18 protein-coding genes are annotated in these 22,797 nt (G+C 47.3%); all 18 read right to left on the bottom strand.

Annotation, left to right across the window (positions count from 1 at the left end):
- Window positions 1-12: 12 nt before the first annotated feature.
- A complete protein-coding gene (locus ACLTL4_RS03245) occupies window positions 13-5,775 on the bottom strand; it encodes a CotH kinase family protein (RefSeq protein ID WP_412320218.1) in 5,763 nt (1,920 codons plus the stop codon).
- 241 nt (window positions 5,776-6,016) lie between these two features.
- Entirely contained in the window at window positions 6,017-6,190 is a 174-nt protein-coding gene (locus tag ACLTL4_RS03240) for a hypothetical protein (RefSeq protein ID WP_022120045.1), read from the bottom strand.
- Window positions 6,191-6,217: 27 nt separating this feature from the next.
- A complete protein-coding gene (gene lgt / locus ACLTL4_RS03235; protein ID WP_022120044.1) occupies window positions 6,218-7,084 on the bottom strand; it encodes a prolipoprotein diacylglyceryl transferase in 867 nt (288 codons plus the stop codon).
- A 24-nt stretch (window positions 7,085-7,108) separates the two neighbouring features.
- The gene (ychF, locus tag ACLTL4_RS03230; protein ID WP_022120043.1) at window positions 7,109-8,206 is read right to left on the bottom strand and encodes a redox-regulated ATPase YchF; all 1,098 of its coding nucleotides are present in this window, start codon (window positions 8,204-8,206) and stop codon (window positions 7,109-7,111) included.
- Window positions 8,207-8,362: 156 nt separating this feature from the next.
- Window positions 8,363-9,013, bottom strand: coding sequence for a thiamine diphosphokinase (locus tag ACLTL4_RS03225; protein ID WP_022120042.1), 651 nt, complete (start codon window positions 9,011-9,013; stop codon window positions 8,363-8,365).
- Window positions 9,010-9,684: a ribulose-phosphate 3-epimerase gene (gene rpe, locus ACLTL4_RS03220; RefSeq protein WP_022120041.1), complete on the bottom strand. Its 675-nt coding sequence runs from the start codon at window positions 9,682-9,684 to the stop codon at window positions 9,010-9,012. Before rpe ends, ACLTL4_RS03225 begins: the two co-directional genes overlap by 4 nt.
- Window positions 9,685-9,689: 5 nt before the next feature.
- Window positions 9,690-10,568, bottom strand: coding sequence for a ribosome small subunit-dependent GTPase A (gene rsgA / locus ACLTL4_RS03215; protein WP_022120040.1), 879 nt, complete (start codon window positions 10,566-10,568; stop codon window positions 9,690-9,692).
- A 24-nt stretch (window positions 10,569-10,592) separates the two neighbouring features.
- Complete coding sequence (pknB, locus tag ACLTL4_RS03210) at window positions 10,593-12,656, bottom strand: Stk1 family PASTA domain-containing Ser/Thr kinase (protein ID WP_022120039.1); 2,064 nt, start codon at window positions 12,654-12,656, stop codon at window positions 10,593-10,595.
- Entirely contained in the window at window positions 12,650-13,393 is a 744-nt protein-coding gene (locus ACLTL4_RS03205; protein ID WP_022120038.1) for a Stp1/IreP family PP2C-type Ser/Thr phosphatase, read from the bottom strand. The genes pknB and ACLTL4_RS03205 overlap by 7 nt, the downstream gene beginning before the upstream one ends.
- Before the next feature lie 4 nt (window positions 13,394-13,397).
- A complete protein-coding gene (rlmN, locus tag ACLTL4_RS03200) occupies window positions 13,398-14,444 on the bottom strand; it encodes a 23S rRNA (adenine(2503)-C(2))-methyltransferase RlmN (protein ID WP_412320217.1) in 1,047 nt (348 codons plus the stop codon).
- 9 nt (window positions 14,445-14,453) lie between these two features.
- The gene (gene rsmB, locus ACLTL4_RS03195) at window positions 14,454-15,800 is read right to left on the bottom strand and encodes a 16S rRNA (cytosine(967)-C(5))-methyltransferase RsmB (RefSeq protein ID WP_412320216.1); all 1,347 of its coding nucleotides are present in this window, start codon (window positions 15,798-15,800) and stop codon (window positions 14,454-14,456) included.
- A complete protein-coding gene (locus tag ACLTL4_RS03190) occupies window positions 15,793-16,488 on the bottom strand; it encodes a zinc metallopeptidase (protein ID WP_173866525.1) in 696 nt (231 codons plus the stop codon). The genes rsmB and ACLTL4_RS03190 overlap by 8 nt, the downstream gene beginning before the upstream one ends.
- A complete protein-coding gene (gene fmt, locus ACLTL4_RS03185) occupies window positions 16,488-17,417 on the bottom strand; it encodes a methionyl-tRNA formyltransferase (protein ID WP_022120033.1) in 930 nt (309 codons plus the stop codon). Before fmt ends, ACLTL4_RS03190 begins: the two co-directional genes overlap by 1 nt.
- A 36-nt stretch (window positions 17,418-17,453) precedes the next feature.
- On the bottom strand, window positions 17,454-17,930 hold the full coding sequence (def, locus tag ACLTL4_RS03180) for a peptide deformylase (RefSeq protein WP_022120032.1): 477 nt from the start codon (window positions 17,928-17,930) through the stop codon (window positions 17,454-17,456).
- Between the two features lie 21 nt (window positions 17,931-17,951).
- Window positions 17,952-20,258, bottom strand: a complete 2,307-nt coding sequence (gene priA / locus ACLTL4_RS03175; RefSeq protein ID WP_412320215.1) for a primosomal protein N' — start codon at window positions 20,256-20,258, stop codon at window positions 17,952-17,954.
- On the bottom strand, window positions 20,259-21,734 hold the full coding sequence (locus ACLTL4_RS03170; protein ID WP_147631149.1) for a UDP-N-acetylmuramoyl-L-alanyl-D-glutamate--2,6-diaminopimelate ligase: 1,476 nt from the start codon (window positions 21,732-21,734) through the stop codon (window positions 20,259-20,261).
- 72 nt (window positions 21,735-21,806) lie between these two features.
- Complete coding sequence (locus ACLTL4_RS03165; protein WP_022120029.1) at window positions 21,807-22,040, bottom strand: hypothetical protein; 234 nt, start codon at window positions 22,038-22,040, stop codon at window positions 21,807-21,809.
- Window positions 22,041-22,353: 313 nt separating this feature from the next.
- On the bottom strand, window positions 22,354-22,776 hold the full coding sequence (locus ACLTL4_RS03160; protein WP_022120028.1) for a flavodoxin: 423 nt from the start codon (window positions 22,774-22,776) through the stop codon (window positions 22,354-22,356).
- Window positions 22,777-22,797 lie beyond the last annotated feature (21 nt).

Here is a 22,797-nt window from a genome sequence, read left to right as displayed (position 1 = left end):
TTTCTCAGTTTATTATTTTTTCTTTGCTGCTTTTATTTTTACTGCTTTTGTTGTCTTTGCAGGACTATAGGTTTTCTTTTTCACTGTCACGATACGGTAATAGTATTTCATTCCTTTTTTCAGTCCTTTTTTGTCGGTGTATGTGCATTTCGTTCCTTTTTTCAGCACTGCGATCCTCTGATAGCTGCCATTTTTCTTTGTGGAACGATATAGCAGATAACCGGTTGCCCCCTTCACTTTCTTCCAGCTCAGAACTACGGTTTTGTCCGTTTTGGCTTTTGCCGTCACTTTTGTGGTCGCTTTTGGAAGTGTAATCTTCTTTGCACTGCCCTCTTTGCCGGTCAGACTGCCTTTGATGGCTTTTGCATAGTAGGAAGACGTTCCGCTTACCGGATTCTGATCCAAGAATACGGTTCCGGATGTCTGACCGATCATCGTCACTTTGCTTCCCTTTTTGCGGTAGATCTGATAGCCGGTTGCACCCTGTACTGCCTCAACGGTGATCTGCACTGCCGTCATCTTTTTCTTGGCAATGCTTTTAACGCTTACGATCTGCGGAGCCTGAATGGTTTCTGAAGGTGTCGGCTTCGGATCCGGGGTCGGATTTGGCTTTGGTTCTGGCTTTGGATCAATGTCCGGAAGCGGATCCGGGGTTGGTGTTTCGTTCTTCTCCCATTTTGCACAGAGTGTGATATCTGTGCTAACCGGTGTTTCAAAATCATATTTCTGATCTTCCAGATACCATCCAAGGAAGGTATAGCCTTCTTTCTGCGGTGCTTCTTTTTCGCTTGCTTTCTCTCCTTCTTTTACGGAAACGCTCTCTTTTTCTCCGTCCACATCAAAGGTAACGGTATAATATTTTTCCGGTTTGACGATGTCTTTCATGCCCCAGCTTCCATCTGCCGTTGATCTTGGCTTTACCTGATCAAGAATTTCGGATGGGATCTTACTATAATTGAGTACTTCAAAATCGGCTGCATTATCACCCGTATCGATAAAGCTGATACGGCGGATCGCCTTTTTCTTGGAGATGATCGTATCATTTTCCGGATCTGCCAGTGCAGTTCCTTCTGCTGCTTCTTCATTGACAGAGACACCGTCAATCTGCTCTTCGCCTTTCTTCAGCAGGATGCGGTACTGTTTGTTGCTGATCGCAAGATCCCATTCCTGATCTGCTTTCTCGATCGTACAGATCAGATCTGCAGAAGTCTTCTCTTCCTGACCTTTGATCAGATAAGAAGTGTGAGATGTGACCGTTCCGGTCAGCTCCAGCTGTTTCTGTGTGCTTCCGCTGAGGTATTCGATGGTATAACCGCTCAGTCCGATATCCTCTGCGGTTGGATTGTAAAGTTCAATAAAGCTTGCAGATACCGGTGTTTTGCCTTTTCCGCCGCCTCCGTATACCTGATTGATGATCAGATGTGTCGTCTGGGCTTCTTTTTCCACAACGGCTGCCGTCTTTTCACTGGTCAGTGTGCCTGTTTCCACACTGCTTGTCACTTTCACGAAAATCTGCTTTCCGGTCAGTCCTTTCTCCACACTTAAAAATGCACTGTTTGCACCGGGAATCTCTCTTTCGTCTGCCATCCACTGATAAGACAGTGTTCCGGTATTATTGGTGATACCTGCATCATCTGCATAAAGTGTTGCTCCGACAATGGCATTTCCACGGATGGATACACTGCCTGCCAGCTTTGCCGGGGTCGGATCCGGGTCCGGTTTTGGTGTCTCACCGCTGCCCCATGCTCCGTCTGCCAGGCTTCTCGGATATTTCTCCGTTGCAGCAGTGGCATCGTCTTTGTAGCTGACTACCTCAAAGTCTGCGGTATTGTTGTTCGTATCTGCAAATCCGATACGGCGGATCGCTTTCTGCTTGCTGATCGTACCGTCCGAAAGTGTACTTCCTTCTACATTTCCTTCGTTTACGGAAACGGCATCTTCGACTTTATTTCCTTTATAAAGCGTTATCTGATATCTCTTATTGTCAATCGTCTGTGTCCATTCCTGGTCAAATTTGCTTACCGTAAACTTGATCAGATCCGGTGTGGATGTATCCTGCTGTTCACATCGGATCAGATAGGACGTATGGGACGGTACGCTTCCGGAAAGTGCAAGTTTTACTTCCTGCGGTGTATTACTCTTGCCGTTTGAAAGATATCCGATGCTGTAACCTTCCAGTGAGATTGCATTGTCCGTCGGATTGTAAAGTTCGATAAAGCTGTGGCTTACCGGTGTGCTGTCATTGGCACCGCCGCCGTATACCTGATTGATGATCAGATGATCGTTTTTCAGTTCTTCTTTGATCACGGCATCGGTCGGTGCACTGACAAGGCTTCCTGTTTCTATGGAGCTTGTCACTGCAACGGTGATCACTTTTCCGATTTCTGCCTCTGTCAGTGTATAGTTCTCTCCGTTTGCACCCTCGATTGCTTTTCCGTCTGCCATCCACTGGTAAGACAGTGTTCCGCTGTTATTGGAATCCTGTACGCCAGCACTTAAAACGGCACCGACCTTTGCTTCTCCGCTGACCGTAACCTTTCCGGTCAGTTTTTCTGCGGCGATCGCCTTTGTGAAATCAACATAATTGCTCAAAGATCCGCCGGAAAGCAGATTGCCGGAGGCATCCATGCCTCGTACCTGTACGGTGTTCAGTCCGCCCTCTGTCCTGGTCAGAAGATCATCGGATACTTCAAAAACAGCTTTGCCATTTTCTACGGTCACGGTTGCACCAAGCACACCATTTACATAGAAGCCGACTTTTTTGATGCTGTTATTGTTTTTAACCTCTGCCGTCAGAAGTACTTTTCCTGCTGCTGAAGTTGTCTCTGTCACAGAGATTGCAGAAGATGCCCTGTACTTTCCAAGAGAAGCAAGCAGCGTATCTACACTGGTGAACTGCTGATCCATCCAGTCCAGACGGTTCTTCAGGAAGGTGCGAAGCCGTTCCACTTCACTCTCAAATGTAGAGCGATGCATCAGATAGCCCGCCTGATAATTGGCATTTCCGGATTCCAGCAGATATTCTTTCTGCTGATCCAGGATACCGCCTGTCTTTACAATGTCCTCAAAATTCTGACGGTTTTCTTTGTAACATTCGTAAAGTTTCGTTACAAAATACGGATCTCCGATCAGCGTCTTATACCAGGAATTTGCCTGTGCTTCTGCCGACCTTGTCACGACCATCCATGCCCGGTAATTGCTGGTCTCTCCGGCACTGATCTGGCTGTTGGAGGTCCAGTCCATATCCCATACCGGTCCGATAAAGAGCTTTCCGCCGAGGTCTTTGTACATGTAGGTACTCTTTTTCATGGTTTCCGTGTTCCAGTAAAATTCATTTAACATCAGATAACGGACCAGAGAATCCAGATCCACCAGATCGGTGTAGTGCTTCTTCTCTCCATTGTAGGTCGTATAATAATCCTCAGAATTGATACTGTCCTCGACAGCCTGTACATAGTTCTGTGCCGCTGTAAACAGCTCGGTGTTCGTATTGGCAAACTCCGGATTTTTGAACATGATCGGCTGATTTTTCTTTGTATGGAATTTTGAGACTTCGTCATAATATGCATCCAGCTCAAACAGATATCCGCCGGATACGTCTATCTTTCCGCTGGAATCTTTCGGAAGATCTGTGTAGTAATCTTCAATCTGATAAGTTTTTCCATTATAACTGAGGCTTCCGCTGGTGATCCATTCCAGATGTTCAGTCATATAATCTTCCAGTGCATCCTTTGCGTCACCCTTGATGCCTTCTTTTTTGGCGATCGCCTTTGCCGCATCACTTGCCACATCTTCCCAGTTGTGGATATTCACTCTGGATTTATCAATCCTTACGTTTCCTACCAGTTGATAATTTCCGGCGTAGACACCGTTCAGGATCACTTCTACATTGGTGGATTTCAGATAGACCATACCCATCTTTCCGGACAGGTCGTAGGATGTCTTGTTACGCAGCAGAGACTCATCCATATAGTTTGCCAGAAGTGCCCAGTGTTTGCTGTTGCCAAATCCGAGCAGATTGGTTTTGGAATCCAGTTTGATCTTATATGGAAGTTTGGAATATCCCATATTCCAGGTACTGTTTCCACGACCGCGGATGGAAATACCGCCGTCATAAAGCGTGGTGTTCGTGCTGTTAAAGCTGTCATTGCCCTGGATCTTCATGGTTGCCTGTTTGTAGGTCTCTTTGCTTGTAATGCCATATCCATCTTTCGTATTGATATAGACAACCGGAAGTTTGCTGCAGTAGATCTTTTTCTCTGCCACGGTCGCTCCGGTACTTTTCAGGCTCGCACGCACTGTGATAAAGGTATTGAGATCCGCACTTGTCGGTGTATAACTATCACTGTCTGATAGAGTACTCTTATCTTTCTGCCATACATAAGTAAACTCGGTATCTGCCGGTGCATTTTTTACAGAAGCTTTCATCAGCTGTCCCGGCTTTGCATACTCCCGGTCAAATTCAATCTCCAGATCGGATTTGACGGTTACTTTGACCATCTTTGTCTTTTGTGTCTTCGATGTGGTCGCAGTCAGCGTCACTTCGGTATCTGCCAGCACGCCTTTTACCTCTGCCCTGCTTCCGTTTATTGTGATCACATCCGGATTGCTGCTGCTCCAGCTGATCGTCTCTTCTCCGTCTTCTCCTGCGTAAGTCAGCGGCAGGGTGAAATCTTTGGTGACAGAAGATGCTTTGTCACCGTCCGCAAACGTCGGTGACGGGATCGGCACCACTACTTTTCCGTCCGTAACTTTTGGCATAACCTGACCGGATTTGGAAATATACCAGTAATCCGCACCAAGTTTTTCTGCCAGTGCTTCACTTTTCAGGTCACTTTCACTGACGGAACCGCCCTCCGTATAGGCAATTCCGCTGCCTTCCAGATAATAACAGCCTGTAATATTTGCTGTGTTGGAGGACGCTGCTGTATTCTGGCTGTAGCCATTGATCGCATAACCGCCGGAACCTTTGTATGTCACAGTTCCGATATTCAGACAGGAAGTAAGGCTTCCGATCTCACCACCCTGATAAATCCTTCCGATGATGCCGCCACACCGCACCGGTGGTGTGGAAACTGCAGATGTCACATTGACAGAAGCCGCATTGTAAAGGTTGCTCATATGTACACCTGCCGTGTTATTGCGTGACTGACCAATGATACCGCCTACGCCGATCAGGTCACCGCCGTTGTTTGCCGTCACTTCGATGCTGCCGCCCAGCACAGCAACGTTGTCGATCTTTACAAATCCGTCGGCATCTGCTGCCAGCGTGCCGATCGTATCTCCGCCGCCAAGATTATGGCTGATGGATACATCTGTAAATACAATATTTTTCACTTCCGCATAATCCGATGCATCATCGCTTCCGAGCATTGCAAACAGTCCGGACTGACTGATGCGGTAACCGCTGTTGTTTGATCCGTCACACTGGATCGTAAGCCCGGAGATCACATGACCGGCTCCGTCAAACGTACCGTTAAAAACACGTTCACCGGAAACGAGGGCATACTGACTGCCGCCGCTTCCTCCGATCGGTGTCCAGTCACTGCCGGAAAGATCGATATCATCGGTGAGCACATAGTCCCCGTCCATCGGATAGTCCTTGTCTTTGCCTATTTTTTTCAGCTCGTCTGCATTTGAAATCCCTATCTGCCCCGATGCTTCTGCCGCATGGACCTGCCACGATCCCGGAACGATCGTCATACTGGAAACGGTCATCACCAATGCCAGCCCGGTCGCAAGACTCCTCCTTAACAATTTTTGTACTTTTTTCATTTCTACCTCCTGATTTTTCACTCTCTCTTTGTTGTTTTTTACTAATATTTTCATTCTACCACAGGTATTTTTGTTTGTCATGTGAATTTTAGCTGAAAATATCCTGAAATACTTCGCCTGGCATTTTATATGATGTTGGGGTCACAGAAAATTTTTCTTACATTTCCGTACACCAAACAAAAAAAGCCGGAATATCTTTTATATATTCCAGCCTTTCTTATCTTTTTCATTTCAGCTATCCTTACACCTGAGCCAGGTCAATATACTGCTCGATCAGCTGATCGACTTTGATATTCTGACGATAGATCTCTTCGGCGTTTCCGGACAGAATGATCTCATCCAGTTTTCTTCGCTCACACTCAATACTTTCTTTGATTTTTTCCACTTCGCTGCGTATTTCGTTCATTTTACTCATCGTACATCCCTCAATCTTTCTGTGCTTTTACACGGTTTTTTTTGCCGTGCATCTTTTTCGTTGAATCAATATTACTGCGATGGAGACAATGGCTACCACTGCGGAAAGCACCTGCGATACCGGAAGTTTGATCCCCGGAAGCAGAAGCTGATCCGTACGGAGTCCCTCAATCCAGAATCTTCCGATTCCGTAGCCTGCAAGATAAAGTAAAAATATCTCGCCGTCAAACTTCTTATGCTTCGTAAAAAGCAACAGCAGCAGCAGAACGCCAATATTCCAAAGGTTTTCGTATAAAAAAGTCGGGTGCACCTGAATATACTGTACGCCGTCGATCGTCTGCAGGTGCTCCATCATCTCCTGCGTGACATCGGAACTGCGTACGGCATTCAGTGGCAGCTGCATCGCAAACAGACCATTTGTATAGCCGCCGAAAGCCTCTCTGTTGAAAAAGTTGCCCCAGCGACCGATGATCTGTCCCAAAACCAGCCCGACACATGCGGTGTCTGCCATCAGCCAGAAATTTTGTTTTTTTATTTTTACATATACATAAAATGTAATCACTGCCGCGATCACACCGCCGAATATCGCCAGTCCGCCTTCCCGGAAATACAGAATGTGGATCAGATTGTCTTTGTACTGATCCCAGGAAAAGATAACATAATACGCTCTCGCCCCGATCAGTGCGATCGGGATCGCATAGAGTGCCACATCAAAATACTGATCCGGATTCTGGTTTGTTTTCTTCGCCACCCACATGGCGATGCACAGACCCAGAATCATTCCGCATGCGATGATCATACCGTAATAGGCAATCTCAAAGCCACCGATGCTGATCGACTTTCCGACATTTGATAAATGAATCCCAAGATTTGGAAAATTTATGGATGTATTCATAACATCACCTCTTTATTTTTCCAATTATACATTGAAGCGGAACAAAACAACATCTCCGTCTTTGACTACGTAATCTTTGCCTTCCAATCCTACCAGTCCTTTTTCTTTTGCTGCAGAATAGCTTCCGCAATCCAGAAGATCCTGATAATTGACTACCTCGGCACGGATGAATCCACGTTCAAAATCGGAATGGATCTTGCCTGCCGCCTGCGGTGCCTTTGTTCCTTTTTTGATCGTCCAGGCTCTTGTCTCAGTCTCACCTGCAGTCAGGTAACTGATCAGGCCTAACAGACTGTAGCTTGCTTTGATCAGTTTCTCCAGTCCGGACTCTTTTAATCCCAGATCTTCGAGGAACATTTTTCTTTCATCCTCATCCAGTTCAGAAATCTCCTGCTCGATCTGTGCACAGATCACAAATACTTCACTGCCGTTCTTAGCTGCAAAATCCCGGACTGCCTGCACATAAGCGTTGGATGCTCCATCATCTGCCAGATCATCTTCAGATACGTTTGCCGCATAGATCACCGGTTTTGCAGTCAGAAGATTGTACTCTGCAAACCATGCTTCCTCATCCTCATCCTGAAGTTCAAATCCGATCGCCAGATTCCCTTCTTCCAGATATGCTTTTAATCTCTGCAGGAAATCCACTTCTTTTGCAAGCTTCTTATCATTTCTTGCACCTCTGCTGCTCTTTGCGATCCTTCTCTCCAGGATCTCGATATCAGAAAAGATCAGCTCCAGGTTGATCGTATCAATATCTCTTGTCGGATCTACGCTTCCGTCTACATGGATCACATTGGTATCCTCAAAGCAGCGGACAACATGCACGATCGCATCAACCTCACGGATATTTGCCAGGAACTGATTTCCAAGTCCCTCTCCTTTGGATGCTCCTTTTACCAGACCTGCGATATCTACAAACTCGATCACAGCCGGTGTCACTTTTGCTGAGTGATACAGATCTGCTAAAAGATTCAGCCTTTCATCCGGAACGGTTACGATACCGACATTCGGGTCGATCGTACAGAACGGATAGTTTGCGGACTCTGCTCCCGCCTTTGTTAAAGAATTAAACAGTGTACTTTTTCCTACGTTTGGCAATCCTACAATACCAAGTTTCATTTGTAATTTCCTCTCTTTATGTAAATGACATTTTGCTCTTTATCAGCACCAACAGTGTAACACAGTAAACCTCCTGATTGCAAGTCCCCAGAAAAAGAACTCATCGACAAAATTTTACTGTTTTTCTTCGTTATTCGACCTTTTTCGACAGGAATATCAGTCTTTCGACTCGATCACCAACAGAACCCCTTCCGAAAAGTTGATCCGACATGCCTCTTCTGTGATCTCATTGCTTACGCAGAGCGGATCCATTCCCTCCAGAAGATAATGATCAAGCGGATAAAAAACACCCTGCAGCGTCAGATCTTTCACTGCACCTCCCATGGCAAACAAAGAAAGATATTTGCCGAACTGTTCCTCTTTTTTTATGGATACTGCATGATCCGTCAGCCACATTTTGTTGTGTTCATCCAGAAGATATGCCCGCACACCTTTTTGCAGAGCAAGAAACAGGATCCGTACATTTGCAGCGGTATGGTCGATGCGTGCCCCGGTTCCGCCAAGGATCGTAATTTCTTCTGCCCCAAGTTCCAGTGCCAGACGAAGAGCCACATCGGTGTCTGTATAATCTTTGACCGGATTGAGCCTTTTGATCGGAACGTCGGTATTTTTCTGAAAATACTCGTATTCCGTCTCGCCAGCCGAATCAAAGTCTCCGACAATGTGTGTGGGCATGATTTGATTTTTGTGACAGAAGATCACTCCCTTATCTGCCCCGATCACGTAATCCCAGGTCTGTGTCCTCAAAAAAGCAAGGGCAAAATCGGTCTGAATTTTGCCCCCGCTTATGATCACTGCTCGCTTCATTTGTGATTCTCCTGATAATCTGCCAGCAGTTTCCGGTATTTTTCTGCATTTTTTGCCGTTTCTTTGCCAAAAACAGCCGATCCGGCTACCAGGATGTTGGCTCCTGCCTCTAAAACAGCATCGATCGTCGCAGCGTTGATGCCGCCGTCAACTTCAATATCGGTCTGAAGTCCCCGCTCTTCGATCATGGTACGCAGCTCTTTCACCTTTCCGGTGCAGTACGGAATGTATTTCTGGTTTCCAAATCCAGGATTTACGGTCATCAGAAGTACCATGTCCACTTTCTCCAGAAGGTAATCCAGCTCATGCAGAGAAGTAGAAGGGTTCAGTGCAATACCAGCTTTCTTTCCCAGCTGATGGATCTGCTCGATTGCACGATCCGGATGTTTGCAGGCCTCTGCATGGATCGTGATGATATCCGCCCCGCTTGCCGCTGTCTCTTCGATATAACGCTCCGGCTGTTCTACCATCAGATGGACGTCAAATACCATATTGCTCATTTTCCGGATGGATTTGATGATCGGGAATCCAAATGAAATGCTCGGTACAAACATACCGTCCATCACATCAATATGAAGATAGTTTACGCCCGTCTGCTCAACTGCCTTTATTTCCTCTCCCAGTCTTGCAAAATCTGCGGAAAGAATAGACGGTGATAATTCGTACTTCATAAAAATTAGTACCTCCTTTTTTGTTTCAGTTCTTCATACAGTTCTTTATAGCTTTCGTAGCGTATAGAACTGATCTTTCCTTCTGCCAGTGCTTCTTTTACACCACAGTCAGGTTCACTCAAATGCATACAGCCCTGAAAACGACAGTATGGCTCATATTTTCGAAACTCTGCGAAATATTCTTTTAAATCTTCTTTTTCAAAATCGGTAAGATACAACGAACTGAATCCGGGCGTATCCATCAGATACGTGTTGTCACCGATGGAGAACAGTTCAGAATGACGCGTTGTATGCTTGCCGCGGTCGATCTTCTGACTGATCTCACCGACCATCATCTCTGCCTTCGGATAGAGAAAGTTGATCATCGATGACTTGCCGACACCGGACGGGCCGGCAACAACGGTCGTTTTATCTTTCAAAAGCTCTCGTATCTGTTCTGTCCCTGCCTGCTCTTTTACACTGGTAAAAAGAACCTGACAGCCACAGTTTTCATAAATCTCCTGAAGTCTTGCCGCCTCTTGCGGCTCTGCAATATCACTTTTGTTAAAACAGACAACGACTGGTACATTCTGACGCTCCATTGAGATCAGGAAACGATCCAGAAGACTCAGATTCGGAGCCGGCCTGCTGATTGCAAAAATGACCATCGCCTGATCTACATTTGCAACGGCCGGACGGATCAGTGCATTTTTCCTGGCAAGGATATCCCGGATATTTCCTTCTCTTTTTTCTTCGTCCAGGATATCGATCACCACATCATCTCCGACCAGCGGTTTTATTTTATTTTTTCGAAAAATACCCTTTGCTTTACACTCATACACGCCTTTTCCGGCGATATGGACATAATAAAACCCGGCAATTCCTTTTATAATCTTTCCCTGCATGAAAACTCCGTATTCTGCACACCGCTATTTGCTGAACGGTACGCCTTCATATTCTACTTTTTTCAATATATTTCCATCGTCATCCAGCACATAAACATACGCAGTTGCACTGCTGCCGGAATCGGATGTCATTTTCAGGCTGTACGGGAACTCAACCACTTCTCCGTCCACCAGAGTCGTTGTCTTGCCGTCCTGCACCAGCTCAATGCGGACTTTCTCATCGTTGTAGTCCTGCGGTGCATAAAGCTTTACATCGGTAGAATATTCTGCCTTTGCACTGGTTTCTTTGGATTCCGTTTCCTTTTTCGTCTCTTTGACGGTCTCCTGTGTTTCCGTATCCGTTTCCGTGTCCGATGCAGGATCGGAACTGTCGACACTTCCGTCTCCGCCATTGCTGATGTAAAGTGTAACGGTAGAATTCGGGGCAACTTCCTGTCCTGCTCCCGGACTTGTATAACTGACATGTCCCTGGGCGATGGAAATATCATACACTTCCTGCTGGTCACATTTCAGCCCCAGCTTTTCCAGTGCTGCTTTCGCATCGTCTGCTGACTCATTCTCCAGATCCGGCAGGGTGATCTTGTCGCTTCCGGTACTTACCGTGTAAGAAATGGTCGTATTTTTATCAACCATCTCGCCCTTTGCCGGCTGCTGAGCCATGATCTGACCCTTGTCATAATCGGTGGACGGTTCTTCTCCGGCATACTCAAGCCCAAGACCAGTATCTGCCAGCATTTCTTTTGCCTCTGCTTCTGTTTTGCCAAGGATGCTCGGCACTTCGACCTGACCGGAGATCTGTGTCGTCTCAGTTGCGGTCGTTGTCTCTGTCTGCTTCTTGTTGCTTCCGCCTGCCAAAAATCCAAGGTCAAACAATCCGGTCGCACTTCCGACCAGTGCCAGAAAGATTGCCAGGATCAGAACGCCTACGACAATGCTGCCGATCGTCATGAATTTCTCCAGTTTCGGATTGACTTCCGGCTCCTGCGGCTCTTCCGGCTGATAATATCCGCCGGCATAATTCTGTGGATTCTGATATCCATTGTTTGCATACTGCTGTCCTCTGCCCTGCATATTCTGCGGATTTCCCATATTCTGCGGGTTCTGAGGATTTGGCATGCCGGTATTGACCGGTTCTTGATTTGCAGGATAAGGCTCTTCTGCCTGCTGCATCTCATTGCGTCCTTCTTTGATCTTGTTCAGCTCATCCTGAGAGACGATCACGGTATGTGCACGGCTGTCAAGCGGTGCAATCTTTACAAAGTCACCTTCCGGGTTGACCAGAGACTCCTTTAAGTCACTGATCAGCTCTTCCATGTCACTGTATCGTCGATCCGGGCTTTTCTGCGTACATTTATAGATGATCTGTACCGTACTTTTCGGCAGTTCCGGCACATATTTACGCGGTGACTGGATCTCCTCCTGCAGATGTTTCAGTGCAATGGCGACCGTCGTGTCACCGTCGAACGGTACATGACCGGTCAGCATCTCATACATCGTGATACCAAGCGAATAGATGTCACTCTTGTAGTCACTGTAACCGCCTCTTGCCTGCTCCGGTGAACTGTAGTGTACCGAGCCCATAACATTGGAACTGATCGTATTGGATGTCGCCACTCTTGCGATACCAAAATCCGTGACTTTTACTTTTCCATCTGTGGAGATGATGATATTCTGCGGTTTGACATCACGATGGACGATGCCGTTGTTGTGTGCCGCCTGCAGCCCCATCGATACCTGGATCGCAATGCTGGTCGCTTCCCGCACTGCGAGTCTTCCCTTTTTCTCGATATATTCTTTTAAGGTGATCCCTTCTACCAGCTCCATGACAATGAAACTGATGCCGTTGTCCTCACCTACATCATAGACATTTACAATATTCGGATGTGCCAGTCCTGCCGCAGACTGTGCCTCCACACGGAATTTCGTGATAAATCCCTTATCTTTTCGGAATTCAGGTTTCAATACTTTCACTGCAACAAAGCGGTTCAGTGTATGGTCTTTTGCCTTATATACATCTGCCATACCGCCGGAACCGATCTTGCTGATGATCTCGTATCGATCCTGGATAAACATGCCTTCTTTTAACATTGCTCCACCTCACCTGTCAGCGGCTGTGCCAGTACAACCGCGATATTGTCCTTGCCGCCATTGCGATTTGCCCGTTCAATCAGGTCCATGGCGATCTTCGGCAGCTCTCTGCCGCTTTTGATTATTTTTTCAATTTCTTCATCTTCTACCATGTTGCTCAGTCCGTCGGAACATAAGAGCAGGATATCTCCTTTTCTTAAGTCCTCGTCAAAAAAGTCAATCTCCAGTTTTTGTCCTGCACCGACTGCTCTGGTGATGATATTCTTGTTCGGGTGATTTCTCGCCTGCTCCGGGCTTAACTCGCCCGCCCGCACCATCTCTCCTACCAGAGAATGGTCTCTGGTGATCTGTCTGATGTGATCCCGTATCAGATACAGTCTGCTGTCTCCTACATTTGCAACATAAAGGTAATTTTCAACCACGGTTGCGGCTACGACGGTCGTACCCATACCGCTCAGTTCTTCGTCTTCTGCTGCCTTTTCCAGCACTCTTTCGTTTGCTGTTTCAATTGCACTTCGAAGTACACGGATCGGATTTCGTTCTCTGCTTCTTTTAATATGACTGACGATCACTTCGGCCGCATAGCGGGATGCCATATCGCCTGCCTGATGTCCTCCCATACCATCCGCAACGATCAGAAGGTTCGGCAATGGTCCTACCGGAGTGTCAGAAGCAAACACAAAATCCTGGTTCGTGGTTCTTTTCTGCCCTACATCTGTAACACAGCATGATCTCATGCCTTTACTCCTTTTTTTCTTTATCCATATAACTTTTCCTAAGTTGTCCACAAGCACCGCCAATATCACGTCCCATTTCTCTTCTAATAGTAACATTTATTCCGCAATTTTCAAGTTTATTTTTGAACTCCACAATCACTTTTCGTTCCGACTGCACATAAGAACGTTCTTTTACCGGATTGACCGGTATCAGATTCACATGGCAGTTGATGCCATGGATCAGTTCGTAAAGCTGCTTTGCATCTTCTTTTGAATCATTCTGTCCGCCAACAAGGCTGTACTCAAACGTGATGCGACGTCCGGTCTTTTCATAATAATACCGGCAGGCATCCACCGCCTCATGGATCTCATATTTTCCGGCGATCGGAAGCAGTGCTTTTCGTTTTTCCTGATTCGGTGCGTGGAGCGAAAGTGCCAGTGTGATCTGAAATCCTTCATCTGCAAGCTGACGCATCCGCGGCACGATCCCGCAGGTTGATAAGGTAATGTTTCGCTGGCTGATATTCAGTCCGTGTTCATCACTCAGCATCCGGATGAATTTTACCGCATTGTCGTAATTATCCAGTGGCTCTCCGGTACCCATCATCACCAGGTTGGATACCCGCTCCCCGATGTCTTTCTGGATACGGTAGATCTGATCGAGCATCTCCCCCGCCGTCAGATCTCTTGTCTTTCCTCCGATCGTGGAGGCACAGAAACGGCATCCCATGCGGCAGCCGACCTGCGTGGAAATGCACACCGAATTGCCGTGCTGGTAACGCATCAGCACACTCTCGACCACATAGCCGTCCGAAAGGCGGAACAAATATTTTCTCGTTCCGTCCAGTTTGGAAACCAGCGTCTGTACGTTCTCAAGGCAGGTATATTCACAGGTTTCTGCCAGTTTTTCCCGCAAACTTTTTGAGAGATTGGTCATCTCTTCAAAACCATCCGCCTGTTTTTCATGCATCCACTGATAGACCTGCTTTGCCCGGAACGGCTTTTCGCCGATGCTGACAAAAAAATCTTTCAGTTCGTCATAATCCAATGATTTGATATCTGTTTTTTCCATGCCACACTCCTACTTTACGCGTTTCAGGCGTGCAATGAAAAATCCGTCTGATTTATGTATGCCGGGCAGAAGCTGAAGATATCCGGCACTGGTTGTCTTACCCTTCAGCTCGTCGCAGATGTACGGATCAATGCTTTCCAGCACAAACGGATAATTTTCCAGAAACCATTTGACGTTGTACTGATTTTCTTCTGCCCCGATCGTACAGGTACTGTAAATCAATGTTCCGCCCACTTTGACATACTTCCAGACCGTATCGAGGATCTTACGCTGCAGTTTGATGATCTCCGTCTGTTTTGCCGGTGTCATCTTGTAGCGGATGTCCGCCTTTTTGCCGATCACGCCAAGTCCGGAGCAAGGCACATCTGCCAGCAGAATATCCGCACGCTCCACAGATTCCGGATCAAAAACGGTCGCATCCTGCAGGGTCGCAGACATATTGATCACGCCGATACGCTCAATATTTTCCTGCATCAGCTGGACTTTGTAGTCGGTGATATCTCTTGCCTCCACATGACCGCTTCCGTGCAGCATATCTGCAAGGTGAAGGCTTTTGCCTCCCGGTGCGGCACAGACATCAATGCAGTAGTCGCCCCATTTCGGTGCTGCAATCTCAGAAACCAGCATGGAGCTGACATCCTGCACCTGGAACCAGCCGCGTTTAAAGGCAAGCACCGCTTTCATGTAATTATAGCCGCGGATGCCGAGTGCATAGTCCAGATACGGACTCTGCTCTACCTGGATCCCCTGCTCTTTGAGGCTCTCGATAATCTGCTCTTTTTCTGTTTTATCCAGATTGCAGCGGATCGAAGTCGGTTTTTCTTCATGCATATCCTGGCAGATCTTCTCCACGGCATCAAAGCCGTAGAGTTCACACCAGCTCTTTACAATCCATTCCGGCATGGAATAGGTGACTGAAAGATAAAACAACGGCTGTTTTTCTTTTGAAGGATATTCCACTTTGTCCAGATTTCTTGCAACACTTCGAAGAACGCCGTTCACAAAACCTTTGAGCTGATAAAAGCCTCGTTTCTGTGCCAGACGCACGCCTTCGTTACAGACGGCAGAATCCGGTACACTGTCCATATATTTTAACTGATAAACCGACATACGCAGGATGTTGCGGATCACCGGTTTCATATTTTCCACTTTTACTTTTGAAAAACGCTCAATGATATAATCCATCTGGAGCATATTTTCCAGCGTGCCCTCGGTCACACGCGTAATAAATGCCCGGTCACGTTTGTCCAGGTACTGATATTTTTCCAGCACATCCTTGAGCACGATATGGCTGTACTGCTCTTCTTCCACGATATCCATCAGTGCACCGAGGATAATTTCTCTAAGATTAATCATCTCTTCTGTTTCCTCCTGCTAAAATGACAAGACGCAGCAGCTGCAGTATGGATGATGCAAGACTTGCTACATAAGTCATAGCTGCCGCTCTGAGCACTTTTTTTGCTCCTGTGATCTCACTCTCTCCAAGCATTCCGTTTCCCTCAAGGATCCTGATCGCACGGCTGGATGCGTTGAACTCAACCGGCAGTGTCACAAGCTGAAAGATCACAGCCAGTCCAAACAGAAGAATACCGAGCATCAGAAGCGGACGCATGCTGAAAATCAGCCCTGCAACAAAAATCGGCCAGGAAAGACTGGAACCGATGTTGGCTGCCGGAACCAGTGTGCTTCGAAGTACCAGAGGTCCATATCCTTTCTGATGCTGGATTGCATGACCACACTCATGTGCTGCCACGCATACTGCCGCAACGGAATTGGAGCCATAGGTGCTGTCTGAAAGACGCAGCACTTTTGCCCTCGGATCATAATGATCAGTCAGCTCTCCTGCCACACGCTCAATGCGGACATCATAGATACCGCTGATGCGGAGCACTTCCTGTGCCGCCTGTGCACCGGTATAGCCTGCCATACAGCGAACGCGTGAATACCTTGAAAAGGTGCTTTTCACGCCAGCCGATGCGATCAGCGTCAGAATCAGCCCCGCAAAAACAAGTATAAAAGTCGGATCATAATACCATCCATACATTATAAAATCATCCCTTTCTCAAGATGACAGCCGCGAAGGAAGGCTGCCGTGTCCATACGTTTCTTACCTTCTAACTGAAGTTCTTTCACGGACAGGATCTTTTCTCCTGTCTGGATCAGGAACTCGTCTTTTTCTGCTTTCAGCACCGTTCCGGGCTGTGCTTTTTCACCGGTCTGCCCACATACATCTGCTGCCCAGATTTTCAGGGTCTTACCGTTTAGTTTCGTATAGGCACTCGGCCACGGATTCAGTCCGCGGATCAGACGTTCCAGCTCTTTCGCCGGGCGGTTCCAGTCGATCGCTCCCATATCTTTGGTCAGCATTTTTGCATAAGCGGTCGGCGACTCACCCTGTTTCTGCGGGGTAACCGTGCCATTTTCCAGTGCATCAAGCGTCTCCAGAAGCAGATCTGCCCCTGCTTTGCTCAGTTTGTCAAACAGACTTCCTCCCGTTTCTTTTTCATCGAGCGGCACGACGGTTTTCAGCAGCATATCACCGGTATCCAGTCCGGCATCCATCTGCATGGTTGTCACGCCGGATTCCTTTTCACCGTCGATCACCGCCCACTGGATCGGAGCAGCTCCGCGATATTTCGGTAAAAGTGAACCATGCACATTGATGCAGCCATACGGTGCGATGTCCAGGATCTCCTGTGGTATGATCTGTCCAAACGCCACAACAACCAGTACATCCGGTGCAAGTTCCCTGATCTTTTGGATCACTTCCGGATCTCTTACCTTTTTCGGCTGATAGACCGGAATATTCTCCCGGAGTGCCACTTCTTTGACCGGCGTAAACTGCATCGCTTTTCCGCGTCCCTTTGGCTTATCCGGCTGTGTAAAGACCGCGGTCACTTCATGTCTGGATGAAGCCAGGGCTTCCAGTGCCTCAACCGCAAAATCCGGTGTTCCCATATATATGATCTTCATCTTATCGCCTCCTGTTTCTTTTTTACTATATTTTCATCACTCTTCTTCATCATAAGGAGCGACATCTTCTAATTCGCCCTCTACTTTTTCTACATACATATGCCCATCCAGATGTTCGCATTCGTGACAGATGGCACGGGCCAGAAGTCCTTCGCCCTCCAGAATAAATTCATTCATATCTTCATCATATGCTTTTACTTTCGCATAATCAGGCCTTGTAACGACCCCCGTTTTTCCCGGAACACTTAAGCATCCCTCATAACCTCTCTGCTCTCCGGCTGTCTCGATGATCACTGGATTGATCAATACGTGTGGATCATCCCCGCAGTCGATAACTACGATTCTTTTCAGCATGCCGACCTGGTTTGCTGCAAGTCCGACGCCCATGGCATCGTACATTGTCTCAAACATATCATCGATCAGTTCTTTTGTTTTTGGCGTTACTTCTTTTACTTCTTTACATACTTTCGTCAGTACATCGTCTCCGATTGTCCTTATTGTTCTGGTTGCCATCTCTTTTATCCTCCGCTTTCTCTAATCTCTGTCATACTGAATGGTAATTTTATCAAAACCTCTGTTTATTTCAATATATTGTTCTGTCCGCTCTTTGATCTGATCCAGCACTTCTTTTCGCCCATGCCTTACATAAATCACTTTTCTGTAAATATCCGCAACTTTCGAAACGCTTTCATCTGCCGGTCCGATCACTCTTGCCTGTGTTTTCTTCGCCAGTACATCCAGGTATTTTTTCAAATATTCCATCGCCATCTGAAGGTAACTTTCATCCTCCCCCTGCCCGTGCAGGGCAAGCATACCGCCGACCGGCGGATAATCCATCAGGCTGCGGTACAGGATCTCTTCTTCATAAAAAGCCTGATAATCCTGAGCTGCCGCCGCTTTTATACTGTAATGATCCGGCTCATAAGTCTGGATCACGACACTTCCCGTTTTTTCACCTCTGCCGGCACGTCCGGCCGCCTGCGTCAGCAGCTGAAAGGTCCGCTCGGCTGCCCGGTAATCGCTCATGTGGAGCGACAGATCCGCTGCCAGTGCCCCTACCAGCGTGACATCTGCAAAATCATGCCCTTTGACAATCATCTGCGTCCCGACCAGAATATCGGCTCCGCCTTTTGCAAAGGTCTCTAAAATTTTATGATGTCCGTCTTTCCCTCTGGTCGTATCGGCATCCATACGCAAAATACGTGCCTTCGGAAACATACGCTGCACCTGGCTTACTACCTGCTGTGTCCCCACCTGAAAACTTCCGATAAAAGGAGAACCGCAGGACGGACAGAGGCGTGGATTTGGCTGTGTATAGCCGCAGTAATGACACACCAGCTTTTCGCCTGCCGTACCTTTTTTGTGAAGTGACAGGGACACGTTGCAGTGCGGACACCCGATCACCGTACCGCAGGAACGGCATGCCACAAAACCGGCATAACCGCGTCGGTTTAAAAACAGCATCGCCTGATCGCCCCTCTCGAGACACATCCCAAGCTGCTCTTGCAGATATCGGCTTAAAATACTGCGGTTGCCCTCCCGCATCTCGTTTCGCATATCTCCAATCCAGACATACGGAAGCTTTTGTCTGTTCGCCCGCCTCTTCATCTCCAGCAGGCAATATTCTCCCTTTTCTGCCCGGTAATACGACTCCACCGACGGGGTTGCCGATCCCAGAATGAGCTTCGCACCTTCCATTTCGGCCCGTCTCTGTGCTGTTTCTCTTGCATGATAACGAGGGACCGTCTCACTTTTGTAGGACTCTTCGTGTTCCTCATCGATAATAATAATGCCAAGATTTGAAAATGGTGTGAACAGTGCCGACCTTGGCCCGATCATAATGTCAATTTCACCATTTTTTGCTTTTTCGTACTGATCATAGCGTTCTCCGGCTGACATCCGTGAATGCAGAATGGATACACGACTTCCAAACCGCTGGTAAAACCGCAACACCATCTGATACGTCAGAGCGATCTCCGGAATCAAAAAGATCGCCTGTTTGCCCTGTTTTCGCACAAAATCGATCAGTTCCATGTAGACTTCTGTTTTTCCGCTCCCAGTCACACCATGCAGCAGATAAACAGACTTATCTTTCTGATCCCACTCTTTTAAAATCGTTTGGACTGCCAGCTGCTGTTCTTCGTTCAGAAAAAAGTCTCTGCCTGTCTGCATTTTTACCTCTTCCTGCTTTTGATTGGACCGGGAGATCATCAGATCCAGCGGATCGCGGTAGATCCGCATGCTTTCCAGCTTTACGATACCCTTTTCTTCCATTGCCCGTACAACTGGCATGGTAACGCCATACTGCTCCTTTGCCCGCTCCCAGGAAAGAACTGCCATGCCTTTTTCGTTTTGCTTCGCAATCACCAGCAAAGCATCTAAAAGTCTTGCCCTGGCTTTCTGATTTTTCTTTTCCAGAACCTGCAGCATTTCCCGTGCTTCTTTTTCCGGCAGCAGCAGACGAATCTGTTTCTGTTCTTTCTGTGCCACTTTCTGTTTGACCGGAAGCACTGCTTTTAATGCCTGGATCATCGTGGAACCATAATAATCCCGCATCCACGCAGCCAGTGCGATCAGCTTTCCTTCTACGCCTGTCTGACCTGCACAGACTCCCTGTATTTCTTTGATCTTTTCCGGCGGATAATCGGTCCGGTCCGTCAGTTTGACCACATAGCCCTGTATCCTGCGGTTGCCGTTTCCAAATGGAACCGTAACGGCTGTTCCCGGATGAATCTGCATCCGCAGAACATCCGGCACGCGGTACTGAAAAATCTTATCCAGCTTTTCGTGGCTGATATCTACGATCACATTTGCGTAAAGTACTTGTTCTGTTCCTGACACTTACTTTCCTTTCGCTGCATCTTCCGCAAGAATCTCCCGGATCAGCACACGCTCATCCATCGGATATTTTTTGCCTTCGATCTCCTGGTAATCTTCATGTCCTTTTCCGGCAAGAACGATGACATCCCCCTTCTGACCGTGGTGGATCGCCCAGGCGATCGCCTCTTTCCGATCCGGTATCTCGATGTATTTACCATCCGTTTTTTCGATGCCGGTCCGGATGTCCGCAATAATGTCCAGTGGTTTCTCGAAACGTGGGTTATCGGATGTGATGATCGTCAGATCCGCAAGTCTTCCGGAGACTTCTCCCATCTCAAATCTTCTGGATCTTGCACGGTTTCCGCCGCACCCGAACAGACATACCAGTCTCTTTGGATGATATTCTTTTAATGTCGTCAAAAGGCTCTCAAGGCTCATGGCATTATGGGCGTAGTCGATCATCAGCGTAAAATCATCGGAAACTTTGATCATCTCGATACGGCCTTTTACTTTCGCCTGTGCCAGTGCCTTTAAGATGTCCTCTTTTGAGACACCGAAATGACGGCAGACTGCGATCGCTGTCAGAGAGTTGTAGACGCTGAATTTACCCGGGATATCAATCTCGACATCCAGATGGAAATCCTTTGCTTCCGCCGTGTAATCAATACCAAGATAACCCGGTCTTGATACCAGTTTTGTGTTTTCGGCACGAAGATCTGCTTTTTCTGAGAATCCAAATGTCTCAATCCTGCAAGTATGACCTTTTAACACCTGCTCCAGATGTTTGTCATCCATATTGACAATGCCAAGCTTACACTGCTGGAACAGCAGCCCTTTGCAGTGCATATAGTCTTCAAAACTTGCGTGTTCTGCCGGTCCGATGTGATCCGGTTCAATGTTCGTGAAAATACCAATCTCAAACGGAATGCCTGCCGTCCTGTGCAGCATCAGTCCCTGAGAAGATACTTCCATCACAACACAGTCGCATCCTGCTTTTACCATCCGGTCAAAATAAGACTGCACGGTGTAGGACTCCGGTGTCGTATTGGCCGCTGGGATATGCTCCTCTCCGATGATCGCCTCGATCGTTCCGATCAGTCCGACTTTGTGTCCCGCACTTTCCAGGATGGATCTGATCATATACGTGGTCGTGGTCTTGCCTTTTGTTCCGGTGATACCGATCACTTTCATTTTTTCCGCCGGATAATCAAAATATGCTGCTGAGATCATTGCCATCGCATAGCGGCTGTCCGCCACTTTGATCACCGTCACATCCTTCGGAGCTTCTACTTCATCCTGCACGACCAGAACTTTTGCTCCTTTGGCGATCACATCTGCTGCGTATTTGTGTCCGTCAGAAACGGCTCCTTTGATGCAGAAAAACAGAGAACCTTCTTTTGCTTTTCTGGAGTCATTGACAAGATCTGCCACCTCGACATCTACAGAGCCATTTATACATTCATATTCTACTCTTTCCAGTAATTTTGTTAATTTCATGGCTTTCACCTCCATAGACAGTAGGATAGCACATCTACCGTGCTATTTCAAACATTTTCCGTTCCTTTCATCTTACCAGGTTTTCAGGATTTCGATGATCTCCTGTTCGTAGTTCCCCATGATGTCTTCCTGTCTTCCCACGGTACGCACATTTGTCTCCGCACCGTATCCACCATCCTCAAATTCCCAGATGTGATAGCTCAGTCCACGGTGCTCAAAATCAATGCTTCCAAGCCCGTCCTCCTCCGTGTATTCGTAGTTCCACTGTTTCTCTTTTAAATAAGCCTGTATTTTTTCAAGACGCATCTGCCTGCTCCCCTTTCTTCTGCTATCTGACGTTTACATAAAGATGCCTTACGAATTGCTCCGTACTTCGTACTCCCACAATCCTTTCTACGCTCCGCTTCGGTCGGTGCTAAACATGTGCCACTGGCACATAGCACCCTGGCATCATCTTATTATTCTAACACAGGAAACAGCGGTATCGCAACTGTGGGAACTTCCGCCAAAGTTCTTTGTTTTGCCTCCATAACAAAAACCTCCAAAGCATCCGTTTTTTCATCTGCCCTGAAGGTTTTCATTCTTTTCTTATTGCGGTTTTATGAATTTCAGTTTCTGCTTATGCCAGTGCTTTTCCGAGGTTGACGCAGTTTGCTTCTGCCTCATCATCCGGTGTTTCGTTGCAGATCACGCTGTCACATGCAAGGGACGCACCGTCGTTTTTGCAGGTTTCTTCCCAGTTCTGCATCCATTCTCCATCGCCCCATCCGTAAGAACCAAACAGTGCAATCTTCTTGCCCTGGAGTTTGGATTCGCAGGAAGCAAACATCGGCTCAAAAATGGTATCTTCCAGTTCTTCGCATCCCATGGACGGGCATCCGAATGCTACTGCATCAAACTCATCCATTTTATCAGCGGAGAAACCTTCTGCTTCAAATACTTCTACTTCTGCTCCGCCTGCTTTTGCACCTTCTGCTACTTTATTTGCCATGATCTCTGTGTTTCCTGTTCCACTCCAATATACAACTGCTACTTTGCTCATGTTTTATTCCTCTTCTTTCTT

Origin of the sequence: Hominisplanchenecus sp. (genome assembly GCF_046967715.1) — a bacterium.
GTDB classification, from domain to species: Bacteria; Bacillota; Clostridia; order Lachnospirales; family Lachnospiraceae; genus Hominisplanchenecus; species Hominisplanchenecus faecis.
The sequence above is the reverse complement of the archived record's forward strand: the minus strand, read 5'-3'. Positions and strand labels throughout refer to the sequence as shown.

Coding starts and splice junctions, on each gene's coding strand:
- ACLTL4_RS03240 (WP_022120045.1), bottom strand. CDS start 6,190: ATGAGTAAAATGAACGAAATACGCAGCGAAGTGGAAAAAATCAAAGAA.
- ACLTL4_RS03160 (WP_022120028.1), bottom strand. CDS start 22,776: ATGAGCAAAGTAGCAGTTGTATATTGGAGTGGAACAGGAAACACAGAG.
- rsmB (WP_412320216.1), bottom strand. CDS start 15,800: ATGATTAATCTTAGAGAAATTATCCTCGGTGCACTGATGGATATCGTG.
- ACLTL4_RS03205 (WP_022120038.1), bottom strand. CDS start 13,393: ATGAGATCATGCTGTGTTACAGATGTAGGGCAGAAAAGAACCACGAAC.
- ACLTL4_RS03170 (WP_147631149.1), bottom strand. CDS start 21,734: ATGAAATTAACAAAATTACTGGAAAGAGTAGAATATGAATGTATAAAT.
- fmt (WP_022120033.1), bottom strand. CDS start 17,417: ATGAAGATCATATATATGGGAACACCGGATTTTGCGGTTGAGGCACTG.
- ACLTL4_RS03225 (WP_022120042.1), bottom strand. CDS start 9,013: ATGAAGCGAGCAGTGATCATAAGCGGGGGCAAAATTCAGACCGATTTT.
- rlmN (WP_412320217.1), bottom strand. CDS start 14,444: ATGGAAAAAACAGATATCAAATCATTGGATTATGACGAACTGAAAGAT.
- pknB (WP_022120039.1), bottom strand. CDS start 12,656: ATGTTAAAAGAAGGCATGTTTATCCAGGATCGATACGAGATCATCAGC.
- ychF (WP_022120043.1), bottom strand. CDS start 8,206: ATGAAACTTGGTATTGTAGGATTGCCAAACGTAGGAAAAAGTACACTG.
- rpe (WP_022120041.1), bottom strand. CDS start 9,684: ATGAAGTACGAATTATCACCGTCTATTCTTTCCGCAGATTTTGCAAGA.
- lgt (WP_022120044.1), bottom strand. CDS start 7,084: ATGAATACATCCATAAATTTTCCAAATCTTGGGATTCATTTATCAAAT.
- ACLTL4_RS03190 (WP_173866525.1), bottom strand. CDS start 16,488: ATGTATGGATGGTATTATGATCCGACTTTTATACTTGTTTTTGCGGGG.
- ACLTL4_RS03245 (WP_412320218.1), bottom strand. CDS start 5,775: ATGAAAAAAGTACAAAAATTGTTAAGGAGGAGTCTTGCGACCGGGCTG.
- def (WP_022120032.1), bottom strand. CDS start 17,930: ATGGCAACCAGAACAATAAGGACAATCGGAGACGATGTACTGACGAAA.
- rsgA (WP_022120040.1), bottom strand. CDS start 10,568: ATGCAGGGAAAGATTATAAAAGGAATTGCCGGGTTTTATTATGTCCAT.
- ACLTL4_RS03165 (WP_022120029.1), bottom strand. CDS start 22,040: ATGCGTCTTGAAAAAATACAGGCTTATTTAAAAGAGAAACAGTGGAAC.